The organism is uncultured Desulfosarcina sp. (genome assembly GCF_963664155.2).
GTDB lineage: Bacteria > Desulfobacterota > Desulfobacteria > Desulfobacterales > Desulfosarcinaceae > Desulfosarcina.
The window spans coordinates 2,738,467-2,752,404 of sequence record NZ_CAXXXH010000001.1 but is presented as its reverse complement, the minus strand read 5'-3'; the positions used below and the strand labels follow the sequence as shown (position 1 = coordinate 2,752,404).

The window sequence follows — 13,938 nt, the reverse complement described above, 5'->3', positions numbered from 1 at the left end:
TCTTGGGCAAAAGAGGGGTCAACCAACAACCAGTGGAGGGAGGAAGCAGCAATGAAAACATTCAAGGGTAAAATCGTAGCCGGTCTCGTTGCCGCCATGTTTATGGTCGTGGCCACTGCCGGCCTGGCAATGGCGGGTGACAGCATCGTCGGCACCATTTCGGAAAAGGGCGACGTCATCGTGCTTGACGCTGCTGACGGCAGCTACGTTCTCGAAGGCAGTGATATGGCAGCCGACATGGTTGGCAAAAAAGTGAAGGTGACCGGCACGGTTGCTGAGAAGGAAAACATGAAAGTCATCAATGTACTTTCCATGGAGGAAGTCACGGAATAAGAATTTCAGAGCCGAAGTGCAGCCCTGACGGCCAAGGACCGCGGGGTTGCTGATAGCACGCAGTCACCTGCATCCGGGAAAGACCCCGACCGGATGCGGGATTTTTCGAATCAAAGAATAAATCCAGGGAAAGTTGCTTAAAAGCGGCTTTCCCTGTTTTTGTTTGGACATCCCATGTCCCCTCCTTGCATGTGCCGTCTTTTGAGTTACCTTACCCCTGAAGACTGGTTTTGTGTTTTGATGCAATCGGTTGCGTTATGCCTTCATTGACACAGCAGTAATCCTGTGATAGCACCTTGCCCGCTGCGATCAAATAGGCCGGAAACGCAGGAAGCATGCCTGACGCGGCTTGTTGAGTTACAGACAGATAGCTGCGCATCCAGTTGATTCTGTTCATAAGGTGAAGATGTCCTGCACCTGGAAATTCAGCTTTTGAGGAAAGGGGAGGTGAACCATGGCCAATGCGATTTTTTCCATAGACCCGCCGGCCAATGAGCCGGTTCTTGAATACCGGCCGGGCAGCAATGAGCGGCGTCGCATCAAGGATGAGTTGCAGCGGCTCAGAAACATGGAAATGGAAATTCCGCTGATCATCGGCGGACGTCCCATAAAAACGGGGAACCTGGGCCGATGCACGATCCCCCACGACCATGGCCATCAGCTGGCTCTTTTTCACCAGGCCGGCGAGAAAGAAGTGTCCATGGCCATCGACGCAGCGGCATCAGCCGCCGGGGAATGGGCGGCCATGGGATGGTACGACCGCCTGGCCATTTTTACCCGGGCTGCCGATCTCATCGCCGGACCACGGCGTATGACGTTAAACGCTGCCACCATGCTCGGACAGGGCAAGAACATTTTCCAGGCGGAAATCGATTCCGCCTGTGAAATCATAGACTTCCTTCGCTTTAACGCCTTCTATGCCACGCAGATATATCGGCAGCAACCCCAATCCGGGCCTGCTGAATGGAATCATTTGGAATACCGGCCCCTGGAGGGCTTCGTTTTTGCCGTTACCCCATTCAACTTCACCGCCATCGCCGGCAATCTTCCATCGGCGCCGGCTATGCTGGGCAACACGGTGTTGTGGAAACCGGCATCGTCCGCCGTCTATTCAGCCTGGATGCTCATGGAGACATTCATTGAGGCCGGACTTCCGCCGGGAGTAATCAATTTCATCCCAGGCGCCGGCGCCCGGGTGGGCACTCCGGTTCTGGCCAGCCCGGATCTGGCCGGCATTCACTTCACCGGATCCACATCTGTATTCCAGGGCATGTGGAAAACCGTTGCCGACAACCTCGGCCGCTACCGAGGCTACCCGCGCATCGTCGGCGAAACCGGTGGAAAAGACTTTGTCTTTGTGCACCCCAGCGCTGATCCTGACGCCGTGGTCACCGCTCTGATCCGGGGTGCCTTCGAATACCAGGGGCAGAAATGCTCGGCCGTCTCACGCACCTACCTTCCCAAATCCCTCTGGGCGGAATTGAAGGAAAAACTGACGGCCGCCCTCCTCACGATCAAAGTGGGGACCCCGGAAGACTTCTCCAATTTTGTCAATGCCGTTATCGACCGGGCTGCATTTGACACGATCACCGGTTATATCGAATATGCCCGCAAGCACGCCAAAGCCGAGATTATCGCCGGTGGCGCCTATGACCGAAGCTCCGGTTATTTCATCGAGCCCACGGTGATCCTCACCACCGATCCCCATTTTAAAACCATGGAAGAAGAAATATTCGGACCCGTGCTGACGGTCTATATCTATGCCGACGAGGACTTCGAAGCAACCCTGGACCTGTGCGACCGGACGTCGCCATATGCCCTCACCGGCGCCATTTGGGCTCGGGATCGTGCGGCGGTGGCTACAGCCAGGCGCCGGCTGGTTCATGCAGCCGGCAACTTCTACATCAATGACAAGCCCACCGGTGCCGTAGTTGGGCGCCAACCCTTCGGCGGTGGACGGAGGTCAGGCACCAACGACAAGGCGGGCAGTTTTCTCAATCTCTATCGCTGGGTCAGCCCGCGAACCATCAAGGAAAACTTCCTGCCGGCCACCGACTACCGCTACCCGTATATGGCTGCGGAGTAAAGCGACCCGGCCGGAGAACCCGGTATTAGGAACACTCACCGACCCCTGGAAGGATATGAAATCATGGAGTTCTTGAAAGTATTGGGTATTGAGAAAGAAAACCTCGGCGTGTCTACCGGCCTGAAATGGATGGGTGGCGGTGACGGACCGAAAATCGAAGGGATTTCACCGGTGGACGGCAACGTTATCGCCAGCATATTCACAGCCACGGAAGCCGAATATGAATTGGTTGTTCAGACTGCCCACCGCGCCTTTTTAACGTGGCGGCAGGTACCGGCACCCCGGCGCGGAGAAATTGTCCGGCGAATCGGCCAGCAACTCCGGGCTTACAAAGAGCCGCTGGGTACCCTGGTGTCCTACGAAATGGGAAAATCCCTTCAGGAGGGACTGGGTGAGGTCCAGGAGATGATCGACATCTGTGACTTTGCCGTGGGCCAGTCCAGGCAGCTCTATGGGTACACCATGCACTCGGAGCGGCCGGAACATCGCATGTACGACCAATATCATCCCCTGGGAGTCGTGGGCATCGTCAGCGCCTTCAACTTCCCGGTGGCCGTGTGGTCCTGGAACGCCATGCTGGCGGCGGTGTGCGGCGATGCGATCCTCTGGAAGCCGTCATCCAAAGCTCCCCTTTCGGCCATTGCCGTGCAGCATATCCTGGCCGATGTGCTGCGGGACAATGCCGATGTGATCCCCGAAGGGCTTTTCTCCCTGGTGGTGGGCAGCGGAAGCACCGTGGGCCAACGCCTGCTGGAGGATAAGCGGATGCCCCTCGTGTCAATCACCGGGTCCACCCGGGTCGGCCGACATGCCGCCCAGGTCGTGGCCGGTCGATTCGGACGGACCATTCTGGAACTGGGGGGCAATAACGCCATCATCGTTACCCCGGCGGTCGATCTGGCCATGGCGGTCACGGCCATCGTTTTCGGCGCCGTGGGCACAGCCGGCCAGCGCTGCACTTCCACCCGCCGGGTCATCATCCATGAATCCATTTTCGACAAAGTAGTCACGGCCTTGACCAAAGCCTACGGAAGCCTACGTATCGGCACGCCGCTGGATTCAGCCAACCACATGGGGCCGCTCATCGATACCGCAGCCGTCGCGGACTATCGCCATGCACTGGCACAGGTGGCAGCCCAGGGAGGAAAGATCATATATGGCGGCCAGGTGCTGGAAGGCTCCGCGTATTCGTCGGGTTGTTACGTACAGCCCACGCTGTGCGAGATGGAAAACGGCTACGCCATTGTCCAGGATGAGACTTTTGCGCCCATTCTCTACCTGATCCGTTACAACGGCGATGTCTCCAACGCCATCGCCATCCAGAACGACGTTCCCCAAGGTCTTTCGTCGGCCATCTTCACCAACGATCTGCGTGAGGCCGAGCAGTTCCTCTCCGCGGCAGGGTCGGACTGCGGCATTGCCAACGTCAACATCGGCACCTCAGGTGCGGAAATCGGCGGCGCCTTCGGTGGAGAGAAAGAAACCGGCGGCGGCCGGGAGTCCGGCTCCGATGCCTGGAAGGGGTACATGCGCCGGCAGACCAATACCATCAACTTCGGTTGCAGCCTGCCCCTGGCCCAGGGAATCGTCTTCGACATATAACCGGTTCCATCGCACTCCAGCATGGTTTCCGAACCTAACATTCAGTGTTGCCGGCTCTCCGAGTGGCCCCGGTGAGCCGGCAACTAGCCCATCTTTTTCCTTGCTGACCGTTCTCCCGCCTGCTATTCTTTTTGCGTTTACCGATACCCTTGCCCGGATGACAGGAGGTGGGATGGCCGGAAAAACCAGAAAAGTCAGTGTCAAATCAAAGGTCTGGCTCGAGGATCGCCAGGGACGAATCATTTTTGGACTGGGTCGCATGCGAATTTTAAACGCCATTCAAAAATGCGGATCTCTCAACGCGGCGGCCAAAGACCTTAAAATGAGTTATCGGGCGGTCTGGGGCAAGATCAAGGTGACCGAAGAGGCTCTGGGCAAACCCCTGCTGGTGAAGAGCCAGGGAGGCAGTGCCGGCGGCGGCTCCACGCTCACCCCCTATGCCCACACCCTCATGGAGCGATACCTGGCCCTTTCACGCATCATCGACAATCAGGCCGATGATCTGTTCGAATCCGGCTTCCTCGATCCGCAATAGCCATGTTCTATTGAAAAGGGTATACTTCGGAGTATGGGCGGCAATCGGACCGCCCGGCCATGAACCGTTTCTCATACCACGCCTTTCGATCTTAAAACGACATGCACCGAGCAGGAAAAACAAATGGGTTGACTGATGTTCCCGGCATCTGGGTGGGACACTATACCGATACACGCGCAGCCTCCGGAACGACCGTGGTAATGTGTCCCGAAGGGGCGGTGGGCGGCGTCGATGTTCGGGGGGCGGCACCGGGCACGCGGGAAACCGACCTGCTTGCCCCTGAAAATCTGGTTGAAAAAGTTCAGGCCATCTGTCTTTCGGGCGGATCGGTGTACGGATTGGCCGCGGCGGACGGTGTGGTGCGGCATCTGGAATCCAGGTCGATCGGCTTCCCTCTGGATTCCACCCACGTGGCCCCCATCGTTCCGTCGGCCGTACTCTACGACCTGGGCCGCAGCGCTGAATTCAGACCGCCGGTGGACAGCCATTGGGGAGACCTGGCTTGCCGCTCCGCCGGCCCGGGACCGGTAAAAACAGGTTGCGTAGGTGCCGGTACGGGCGCCATGTCCGGCGGCATAAAGGGGGGTCTGGGCAGTGCCAGCATAGTCCTGGATACGGGCATTACCGTGGCGGCCCTGGTGGCGATCAACTCCCTGGGATCGACCATCGATCCGGCCACGGGAACCTTTTGGGAAATCCGGCTTGAAATCGAAAACGAATTTGCCGGGCATATCCGCCATCGGGTAATACTACCCGAGCCACCCACCGGTTCGCCGGGTGAGAACACCACCCTTGCCGTTGTGGCCACCGACGCAACTCTCACCAAGGCCCAGGCAAAAAAAATCGCCATGATGGCCCATGACGGCATGGCCCGGGCCATCCGTCCCGCCCATACCATGTTCGACGGGGATATCGTGTATTGCCTCGCCACCGGCCAACGGCCTCTACCGGAAACCCCGGGTTTTTTTTCGGCACCGGTCGCCCGAGCCGTCAATACTATCGGTCATGCCGCTGCCGACTGCCTGGCACGAGCCATCATCCGAGGAATTCTCGATGCAAAAAGCGGTTATGGCATGACTGCCTATCGAGATCTTGACCATCGATAACGGAAAAACCGTTTTCCAACCAATCATCGCTGAAAGGAGAAAAGATGAACAATGCCTTCCGGTCCTTTTTTGTGGTCCTCTTGCTGGTTGTCGTAAGCACTCCCGCTTTTTCCCAGACACCGGTCAAGGGCGGCACCTTGATGGTCTGCCAACCGGCGGAGCCGCCGGGACTGGATCCCACGGCCGGTACAGAGGCGGCCATTGACCGCGTGGTGTATGCCAACATCTATGAAGGACTGGTGAAGGTGGACAGCGGGGGTGGCTTTCTCCCCGGCCTGGCTAATGGCTGGAACCTATCGGCCGATGGCCTGGTCTACACCTTCAACCTGAGAAAAGGCGTGGTCTTCCACAACGGGGAAACCTTCAATGCAACGGTGGCCAAATGGAACCTGGAACGCGCCGCCAAACCGGAAAATGGAAACATCCATCCCGAATATTTCAATGGCATCGAGAGCATTGCCACACCGGATAACCATACATTAGTCATCCGCCTTAAAGACGTTGACGCCCTGTTCATCGCCCACATGGCCGAAGGGGATGCCGTCATGTTGCCGATGAAAGGGTATGAGAATGCTAAATCCAACCCCATTGGCACCGGCCCCTTCAAGTTCGTCAAATGGGTCAGGGGGGACCGGGTGGAGATGGCCCGTTTCGACGGCTATTGGAACCCCTTTTTACCTTACCTGGACCGGGTGACCTTCCGTTTCATCGGCGATCCTGCCGCCCAGATCGCCGCGCTCAAGGCCGGCGATATTGATGTGATCGGCTATATCGCCGCGCCGGAGTCGGCCATGATGCTGGCAAAGGACAAACGCTTCAAAGTATATGCCGGCACCACCACCGGCGAGGTGATTATGTCCACCAACAACAAGGCTGCACCCTTCGACAGCCTGCTGGTTCGCCGGGCCATGGCCCATGCCATCGATCGCCAGGCGGTGGTGGATCTGGTGATGTTCGGCTACGGAACCCCCATCGGTTCCCACTGGTCACCCTCCACCCCCTATTACGAAGATCTCACCGGCCGCTTTCCCTACGACCCGGACAAGGCCAGGGCCCTGCTGAAGGAAGCCGGATACCCAGACGGTTTTTCGGCCACCATCAAGCTGCCGGCTATCTACTCCTACTCCAGACGCGCCGGTGAAGTAATCGCCGACATGCTGTCCAAGGTAGGCATCGACCTGACCATCGAAATCGTGGAATGGGGTCAGTGGATCGACCGGATCTTCAAGAAAAAAGAGTACCAGTTAACCATGATCGGCCACGTGGAGGCCTGGGACATCGGCATCTATGCCAAACCGGATTACTACTTTCAGTATGACTCCCAGGAATTCCGGGATGCTTATGCCAATGCCCTCAAGGCCCCGGACGAAGCGGGCAAGGCCAAATGGTTCGGCCGCTGCCAGGAGATCATCGCCGATGACGCGGTCAACGGATTTCTTTTTTCAGCGCCCAGCCTGCCGGTCATGAAGGCTGGCGTCATGGGGTGGTGGGAAAACTACCCGACCATTGCCCTGGATTGCACCGCGGTATGGTGGAAGCCGTAATCATGGCGACCAGGCACTGATGACCGCTTATTTGTTGAAAAAAGGAATCAGCCTGACGGCAGTGCTATTTCTGGTTTCCCTCACCGTCTTCTCGGTACTTTTCGTACTGCCTGGCGACCCGGCCCAGATCATCCTGGGGATCAACGCTTCTCCGGAAACCCTGGCGGCCCTTCGAGCGAGGCTGGGATTGGATCAACCGTTCTGGGTCCAATACGGCAGGTGGATCGGCAGTCTGCTGAACGGCACCGGAGGCCACTCCATTACTTATGATACAGCGGTGTTCGACCTTATCGGATCCCGCCTGGCAGTAACCGGCCCGTTAGCGCTTATGGCCATGGCCATTGCCGTAGCACTGGCCCTTCCTCTGGGTATTTTTGCCGCCCGCCACCAGAATCGCCCCGGAGATGCGGCAGTGATGGCCGGCACGCAGGTGGGGCTGGCGGTTCCCGAGTTCTGGCTGGGCATCCTGCTTATGCTGCTCTTTTCCGTTCACTGGGGAGTGTTTACCGCCGGCGGATTTCCCGGCTGGGGAGAGGATATCTGGGGCTCCCTGAAGGCCTTGTTCCTGCCGGCCCTGGCCCTTGGGCTGATTCGGGCGGCCATTCTCACCCGGCTGACCCGATCCTCCATGCTGGAGGTGCTGCGGGAGGATTATGTGCGTACGGCCCGCGCCAAGGGGCTGAAGGAACGCACCGTGGTGTATGGCCACGCCTTGAAAAATGCGCTGATCCCGGTGCTGACCATTTTCGGCCTGCAGATGGGCCAACTGCTGGCCGGAGCCATCATCATCGAAAATGTATTCACCCTGCCGGGCTTGGGACGGCTGGTGTTCCAGGCCATTGGCCAGCGGGACCTACCCGTGGTGCGGGAGGTGGTGCTCTTCATGGCGGCCGCCGTAGTGATCGTCAACTTTCTCGTGGACCTCTCATACGCGGTCGTGGACCCGAGAATCCGGCTGGACGGTTGATAGCCATGGGTCGCTATTTTAAAAACCTGAACTTCTTTATAGGGCTTTCACTCTCTGCAGTGGTGGTGGCCATGGCCGTGGTCAGCCTGTTCTGGACGCCATACCGCCCCACCACCATGGACGCCCATCATCGCATTGAAGCGCCCTCCTTGGCCCACCCCCTGGGTACGGATCAATACGGCCGGGACCTGCTCTCCCGGGTAATGGTCGGGGCGGTGAATTCCATCATCGTGGGATTGATGACCGTTGCTATCGGCATGGGAGCGGGAATCGTCCTGGGACTGACCAGCGCCTGGGGCGGCCGGCTGGCGGATGAAACCATCATGCGCTTTTCAGACCTGCTCTTCGGCTTTCCGGCGGTGCTGTCGGCCATATTGATCACGGCGGTCATGGGGCCGTCGGCGGTCAACGCCATGCTGGCCATCGGCATTTTTTATATTCCGGTATTTGCCCGGCTCACCCGGGCATCGGCCCTGACCATAAAGGGGTTGGACTATATTTCCGCCGCCCGGGCGGCGGGGCAGGAGGAGGTGGCCATCATCTGGCGCCACGTGCTGCCCAACATTCTCTCGCCGCTGATCATTCAGGCCACCGTCCAGTTCGCCGTAGCGATTCTGGCCGAAGCCGGCCTGAGCTACCTGGGGCTGGGCACCCAGCCGCCGCATCCCTCCTGGGGAAGGATGCTCAACGAAGCCCAGACGTTCATGGAACTGGCCCCGTGGATGGCTGTTTTTCCCGGGCTGGCCATTGCCTGGACGGTGTTGGGATTCAATCTGCTGGGTGATGGGCTGCGGGACATTCTGGATCCGAGGTTGCGATAGATGATAGACAAAACATTGATGGACAAAGTCCTGGAACAGATCGATCCGGAAGCGGTGGTCGATCTCACGGCCCGCCTGGTGAGATGCAACTCGGTGTGGGATCCGAAAGCAGGCACCAGTGAAGCCGAAGCGGCTGCCTTGACCGCCCGATGGGCTCAGGACCGGGGCTTTTCCGTGTCCGTGGAAGCCGTGGCCCCGGACCGTCCCAATGTGATTGTCCGTTGGGCTTTCGGCCCCGGACCTCGAACCTTGATGTTCGAAGGACACACGGATGTGGTCACGCCCGGCGACCTGACCCGGTGGCGCTACGATCCCTTCGGCGCAAAAATCGAAAAGGGGCGTATGTTCGGCCGGGGCACCAACGATACCAAAGGAAACCTGGCCGCCATGTTGGTGGCCATGGCGGCCCTGAAGGCATCGGACATCCCCTTGACCGGATCCATGATAGGCGGAATCCTGTGCGACGAAGAGGGCATGATGACCGGCGTGCAGCATTTCATCGCGCAGGGCCATGCCGATCAGGTGACCGCCGCGGTGATCTGCGAACCCCAGGACGGACTGGTCTGCATCGCCCAGAAGGGAGCGGTGAGGGCACGGTTTGCCGTAAAGGGTCGCATGAGCCATGGTGCCATGCCCCTGTCCGGCATCAACCCTGCAGCGGCCGTGGCCCGCATCATCGACGGGTTGGCCGGACTGGAAGCCGAGGCCGTGAGGGCTTTTGGACAAGACCCCCTGCTGGGGTGGCCCAGCTTCACTCCCACGGTGGTTCAGGCACCCTCACAGGGGCCGCCTCAGCTCAACGTAATGCCCGGTGAAGCAGAAATCCTGGTGGACGTACGCACCATTCCCGGTCAGCGCCACGATGCCATTCGGGAGGCGCTGGGTGACCTGGCGCAGCAGACCGTCAGGGACGTCAACGACCACTACCGGGAAACCGACCGACGGCTCGGTATCCAACGCCCCTGGGAGCTGGACGTGGCGGTTGAATTTCTTTCCGACCGGCCCTGCACCCGAACCGAGGAAAACGAGCCGGTAATCGCGTCGGCCGTTTGGGCCAGCCGCCAGGTCAGCGGGAAAAAGCCTGACTTCGCAGGGGTTCCCGGCGCAACCGACGGCACCTTTCTCTGGGCACTGAAAGATATTCCCATCGTCACCATGGGTGCCGGGGACCGCCAGGTGCCCCACCAGGCGGACGAGTGGGTTGATTTGGACCAGCTGGTGGATACGGCCCGCATCTATGCCCTCACCGCCCTTCATTACCTCTATGCCGGAGACACCCGGTGAGTGATGCGCTGCTGGACATCCGGGGGTTATCGGTCCACTTCCACACCCCCGAGGGAGTCGGCCGGGCGGTGGAATCCGTCAACCTGTCCATCGCCCCAGGTGAAACCCTGGGACTGGTGGGCGAATCGGGCTGCGGGAAAAGCGTCACCACCCTGGCCGTGGTGGGTCTGGTACCCTCACCGCCGGGCCGGATCGTGGCGGGAGAGATCCGCTTTCAGGGCAGAGACCTGCTTAAAGCCGACCCCGAAAGCCTGCGCCGCATCCGGGGCCACGAGATCGGCATGATCTTTCAGGAACCCATGACCGCCTTGAACCCTGTGCTCACCATCGGCCGGCAGGTGGCCGAACCCCTGGTGGCGCATCTGGGGATGTCGCGCTCCGAGGCCCTGAAGAAGGCGGCCCGGTGGCTGGACCGGGTGCGTATCCCGTCGGCGGCAAGCCGGCTGGGGGCATACCCTCACGAGCTGTCCGGGGGCATGCGCCAGCGGGTGATGATCGCCATGGCCATGATCTGCCGGCCCCGTTTGCTGGTTGCCGACGAACCCACCACGGCCCTTGACGTGACCCTCCAGCGCCAAATCCTGTCGCTGATGGCGGAATTGAAAACCGAGCTGGACACCGCCATGCTGCTGATCACCCACGACCTGGGGGTGGTCGCCCAGACCGCCGGCCGGGTGGCGGTAATGTACGCCGGCCGGGTGGTGGAATGCGCCGGTGTGCGGCTCCTGTTTGCCGAGCCCCTGCACCCCTACACGCGGGGGTTGCTCCAATCCATGCCGCGGTTGGGAGCGGGTCGTGGGCGGCTGCATGAAATCCCCGGCACCGTTCCCGCCGCGACAGATCCGATCAGCGGCTGCCCCTTTGCCGGGCGCTGTCCGTCGGCGTTCGACCGGTGCCGGCGCGATGACCCGGTGCTGGAAACGGTTCGGCAGGAACGTCAGGTGAGCTGCTGGTTGTACGACCCTTCCAAGCAAGAGGCCAACCCATGAATCCCGCCCCCCTGCTTGAGGTCACGGATCTCACCAAACACTTCCCTGTGGGCAGCGGTTTTTTTTCACGCCCCATAGGATGGGTGAAGGCGGTCAACGGCGTCAGTTTTTCCATCGGCCGGGGGGAAAGCCTGGGACTGGTGGGCGAATCGGGATGCGGTAAAAGCACGCTGGCCCGGCTGGTGGCAAGGCTGCTGAGGCCTACCGACGGTTCCATCCGATTCGGGGACCGGGAGATCGGTGCTCTGGATCGGCGGGCCATGCGACCCCTGAGAAAGCGGATTCAGATCATCTTCCAGGATCCTTACGCCAGCCTGGATCCGCGCATGACCGTGGCGGCCAGTGTCACCGAACCCCTTCTCAACGGCGCCACGCTTTCAAAACGTGAACGACGTTCGTTGGCTGCTGAATTGCTGGCCACCGTGGGCCTGCGGACCAGCGACCTGGATCGCTTCCCCCACGAGTTCTCGGGCGGCCAGCGCCAGCGCATCGGCATTGCCCGGGCGCTGTGCGTAAGGCCCGAACTGGTGGTTGCCGACGAGCCGGTCAGCGCCCTGGACGTCTCCATCCAGGCCCAGATTCTCAATTTGATGAAGGATCTTCAACAGCAGTTCGGCCTGGCCTATCTCTTCATCTCCCACGACATCAGTGTAGTGGAACACATTTGCAACCGGATTGCCGTCATGTACGCCGGTCAACTGGTGGAGACGGCCGGCTCCGAAGGGTTCCATGGGGCCTGCAGGCATCCCTACACCCAGGCCCTGGTGGCCGCCGTGCCCCAACCGGACCCGCAGGTGATCCTGCCGCCGGTCCCGGTGGAAGGCGAACCCCCGGACCCGGCCGCGCTGCCGCCCGGATGCCCCTATCACCCCCGGTGCCCCCACGCATTCGATCCATGCCCCGAGCGGCGGCCGCCGCTGATCGAAGCGGGCAGGCACCACCAGGTGGCCTGCTGGTTCAATGGAGGCAAAGGCGTGGAGCAAGGGCTGCCGCTCAATCGGCACGGGTCCGGATGATGGCGCCTTTATCAGCGGATTCGGCCAGCCGGCTGTAAAGATAGAGATATCCCGAGGTGACCCGCGGGGCCGGCGCCTGCCATTGGGAACGCCTGCGAGCGAGTTCGTCTTCCGGCACCTTCAGGTCCAGTCGTTTGCCGGGAATGTCGACGGCGATGACATCCCCGTCCGTCACCAGGGCAATAGGGCCCCCTTCCATGGCTTCGGGAGAGATATGGCCGATAAAGCAGCCGTTGTTGGTCCCGGAAAACCGTCCATCGGTCACCAGGGCGACCTTATCGCTGAGCCCCAGGCCGTGCAGCAGTTTCATGGCCTTGAACATCTCGGGCATACCCGGCCCGCCCTTGGGGCCCTCATAGCGGATTACCACCACATCGCCGGGTCGCACCGCATCAGCCATGATAGCCGCATTGGCCTCGGCTTCGGAATCAAAAACCCGTGCCGGCCCGCTGAAGATTAACATGTCGCTGCGGATGGCTGCCGGCTTGGTGACCGCCGAATTCGGCGCCAGGTTGCCGTGCAGCACCGCCAGCCCGCCGCTGGTGCTGAAGGGTTTCTCAAATGTCTTTATTACGGCATTGTCGGGTGAGACATGGCCGTGGATGTTTTCACCGATCGTCCGGCCGGTGACGGTCATTGCCTCCTGGTGCAACAGGGGGGCAATCTCATTCATCACCACGGGTACGCCTCCGGACTCGAAAAAATCGATTACATTGCAGGCAGCTGCAGGATTCATCTTGGCAATCAGGGGCGTGCTGCGGCTGATATCGTCAAACATCTTGATGTCGAACGCCACGCAGGCCTCATAGGCGATGGCGGGAATGTGCAGGGCGGCGTTGGTGGAGCCGCCGATGGCGGAGGTCAGACGGACGGCGTTTTCCAGGGATTGGCGGGTGATGATCCGCCGGGCGGTGATACCGGTGCGAACCAGATCGACAACGGCGCGGCCGGAGTCCTGGGCCGCATGCAGCCGCCCGGTATGGGTAGCCGGAATCATGGCGCTGCCGGTGAGGGACATGCCGATGGCTTCGGCGATGCAGCACATGGTGTTGGCGGTCCCCAGAAAGGAACACGAACCACAGGTAGGGGCGCACGCATCCTCCATCCGGATCAGCGCTTCCGCCGACAGTTCGCCTTTTTTCAACCGGCCGACCCCTTCGATAATGGAGGTGGTGTCCGCTTTGCGGCCATCAATCCGAGGTCCGCCCATCATGGGGCCGCCGTTGACCAGGATGGCCGGCAGGTCCAGTCGTGCAGCTGCCATGAGCATGCCGGGAACGATTTTATCGCAGGATCCCAGCAGCACCAGCCCGTCGTACTGGTGCGCCTGCACCATCAGTTCGATGCTGTGGGCGATGATGTCGCGGGTGGGCAGGATGTAGCGCATGCCTTCGTGGCCCTCGGCAATGCCGTCGCAGGCACCGATGACCCCGAATTCCACCGGCGTGCCGCCGGCCGCGCGGATCCCTTCCCGAACCGCCGCAGACACCTGGCGAAGGTTATAATGGCCGGGGACGGTGGTGCTCCAGGCGTTGGCAATTCCGATCAGGGGTTTTTCCAGATCCCTGTCGGTGTAACCCATGGATTTATAGTAGGCACGGTTAATGCTCCACTCCGGCCGCTCGAGAATTTTCTGACTGCGAAGTTTCATGCTT

At 60.5% G+C, this 13,938-nt stretch carries 13 protein-coding genes; 11 read left to right on the top strand and 2 right to left on the bottom strand.

Annotated elements, in window-relative coordinates; all coding sequences use genetic code 11:
• The first annotated feature begins 51 nt into the window (after positions 1-51).
• Positions 52-333, top strand: a complete 282-nt coding sequence (locus tag ACHZBS_RS12625) for a DUF5818 domain-containing protein (RefSeq protein ID WP_319406871.1) — start codon at positions 52-54, stop codon at positions 331-333.
• 211 nt (positions 334-544) lie between these two features.
• Here ACHZBS_RS12625 and ACHZBS_RS12620 read toward each other — a convergent pair whose 3' ends face one another.
• Entirely contained in the window at positions 545-730 is a 186-nt protein-coding gene (locus tag ACHZBS_RS12620; RefSeq protein ID WP_319406870.1) for a hypothetical protein, read from the bottom strand.
• 57 nt (positions 731-787) lie between these two features.
• Here ACHZBS_RS12620 and pruA point away from each other — a divergent pair, with 57 nt between their 5' ends.
• From pruA to ACHZBS_RS12570, 10 genes are all read left to right on the top strand, one after another.
• Positions 788-2,419 (top strand): L-glutamate gamma-semialdehyde dehydrogenase, encoded by a 1,632-nt coding sequence (gene pruA, locus ACHZBS_RS12615; RefSeq protein ID WP_319406869.1) that lies wholly within the window; start codon positions 788-790, stop codon positions 2,417-2,419.
• 63 nt (positions 2,420-2,482) lie between these two features.
• Entirely contained in the window at positions 2,483-4,021 is a 1,539-nt protein-coding gene (locus ACHZBS_RS12610; RefSeq protein ID WP_319406868.1) for an aldehyde dehydrogenase family protein, read from the top strand.
• Between the two features lie 172 nt (positions 4,022-4,193).
• The gene (locus ACHZBS_RS12605; RefSeq protein WP_319406867.1) at positions 4,194-4,556 is read left to right on the top strand and encodes a LysR family transcriptional regulator; all 363 of its coding nucleotides are present in this window, start codon (positions 4,194-4,196) and stop codon (positions 4,554-4,556) included.
• A 128-nt stretch (positions 4,557-4,684) separates the two neighbouring features.
• Positions 4,685-5,662, top strand: a complete 978-nt coding sequence (locus ACHZBS_RS12600; protein ID WP_319406866.1) for a P1 family peptidase — start codon at positions 4,685-4,687, stop codon at positions 5,660-5,662.
• A gap of 44 nt (positions 5,663-5,706) precedes the next feature.
• The gene (locus tag ACHZBS_RS12595; protein WP_319406865.1) at positions 5,707-7,206 is read left to right on the top strand and encodes an ABC transporter substrate-binding protein; all 1,500 of its coding nucleotides are present in this window, start codon (positions 5,707-5,709) and stop codon (positions 7,204-7,206) included.
• A gap of 19 nt (positions 7,207-7,225) precedes the next feature.
• Positions 7,226-8,173: an ABC transporter permease gene (locus ACHZBS_RS12590; protein ID WP_319406864.1), complete on the top strand. Its 948-nt coding sequence runs from the start codon at positions 7,226-7,228 to the stop codon at positions 8,171-8,173.
• A 5-nt stretch (positions 8,174-8,178) separates the two neighbouring features.
• The gene (locus ACHZBS_RS12585; RefSeq protein WP_319406863.1) at positions 8,179-8,994 is read left to right on the top strand and encodes an ABC transporter permease; all 816 of its coding nucleotides are present in this window, start codon (positions 8,179-8,181) and stop codon (positions 8,992-8,994) included.
• Complete coding sequence (locus ACHZBS_RS12580) at positions 8,995-10,278, top strand: M20/M25/M40 family metallo-hydrolase (RefSeq protein ID WP_319406862.1); 1,284 nt, start codon at positions 8,995-8,997, stop codon at positions 10,276-10,278.
• Complete coding sequence (locus tag ACHZBS_RS12575; protein WP_319406861.1) at positions 10,275-11,267, top strand: ABC transporter ATP-binding protein; 993 nt, start codon at positions 10,275-10,277, stop codon at positions 11,265-11,267. Before ACHZBS_RS12580 ends, ACHZBS_RS12575 begins: the two co-directional genes overlap by 4 nt.
• Positions 11,264-12,283 carry an oligopeptide/dipeptide ABC transporter ATP-binding protein gene (locus tag ACHZBS_RS12570; RefSeq protein ID WP_319406860.1) on the top strand — a complete coding sequence of 340 codons (1,020 nt, stop codon included), beginning with the start codon at positions 11,264-11,266 and terminating at the stop codon, positions 12,281-12,283. Before ACHZBS_RS12575 ends, ACHZBS_RS12570 begins: the two co-directional genes overlap by 4 nt.
• Here ACHZBS_RS12570 and ilvD read toward each other — a convergent pair.
• On the bottom strand, positions 12,261-13,934 hold the full coding sequence (gene ilvD / locus ACHZBS_RS12565; RefSeq protein WP_319406859.1) for a dihydroxy-acid dehydratase: 1,674 nt from the start codon (positions 13,932-13,934) through the stop codon (positions 12,261-12,263). The genes ACHZBS_RS12570 and ilvD overlap by 23 nt on opposite strands.
• Positions 13,935-13,938: the final 4 nt, after the last annotated feature.

What these genes read in the sequence shown, in the direction of transcription:
- ACHZBS_RS12625 (WP_319406871.1), top strand. Translation starts at nt 52, where the DNA reads ATGAAAACATTCAAGGGTAAAATCGTAGCCGGTCTCGTTGCCGCCATG.
- ACHZBS_RS12620 (WP_319406870.1), bottom strand. Translation starts at nt 730, where the DNA reads ATGAACAGAATCAACTGGATGCGCAGCTATCTGTCTGTAACTCAACAA.
- pruA (WP_319406869.1), top strand. Translation starts at nt 788, where the DNA reads ATGGCCAATGCGATTTTTTCCATAGACCCGCCGGCCAATGAGCCGGTT.
- ACHZBS_RS12610 (WP_319406868.1), top strand. Translation starts at nt 2,483, where the DNA reads ATGGAGTTCTTGAAAGTATTGGGTATTGAGAAAGAAAACCTCGGCGTG.
- ACHZBS_RS12605 (WP_319406867.1), top strand. Translation starts at nt 4,194, where the DNA reads ATGGCCGGAAAAACCAGAAAAGTCAGTGTCAAATCAAAGGTCTGGCTC.
- ACHZBS_RS12595 (WP_319406865.1), top strand. Translation starts at nt 5,707, where the DNA reads ATGAACAATGCCTTCCGGTCCTTTTTTGTGGTCCTCTTGCTGGTTGTC.
- ACHZBS_RS12590 (WP_319406864.1), top strand. Translation starts at nt 7,226, where the DNA reads ATGACCGCTTATTTGTTGAAAAAAGGAATCAGCCTGACGGCAGTGCTA.
- ACHZBS_RS12585 (WP_319406863.1), top strand. Translation starts at nt 8,179, where the DNA reads ATGGGTCGCTATTTTAAAAACCTGAACTTCTTTATAGGGCTTTCACTC.
- ACHZBS_RS12580 (WP_319406862.1), top strand. Translation starts at nt 8,995, where the DNA reads ATGATAGACAAAACATTGATGGACAAAGTCCTGGAACAGATCGATCCG.
- ACHZBS_RS12570 (WP_319406860.1), top strand. Translation starts at nt 11,264, where the DNA reads ATGAATCCCGCCCCCCTGCTTGAGGTCACGGATCTCACCAAACACTTC.
- ilvD (WP_319406859.1), bottom strand. Translation starts at nt 13,934, where the DNA reads ATGAAACTTCGCAGTCAGAAAATTCTCGAGCGGCCGGAGTGGAGCATT.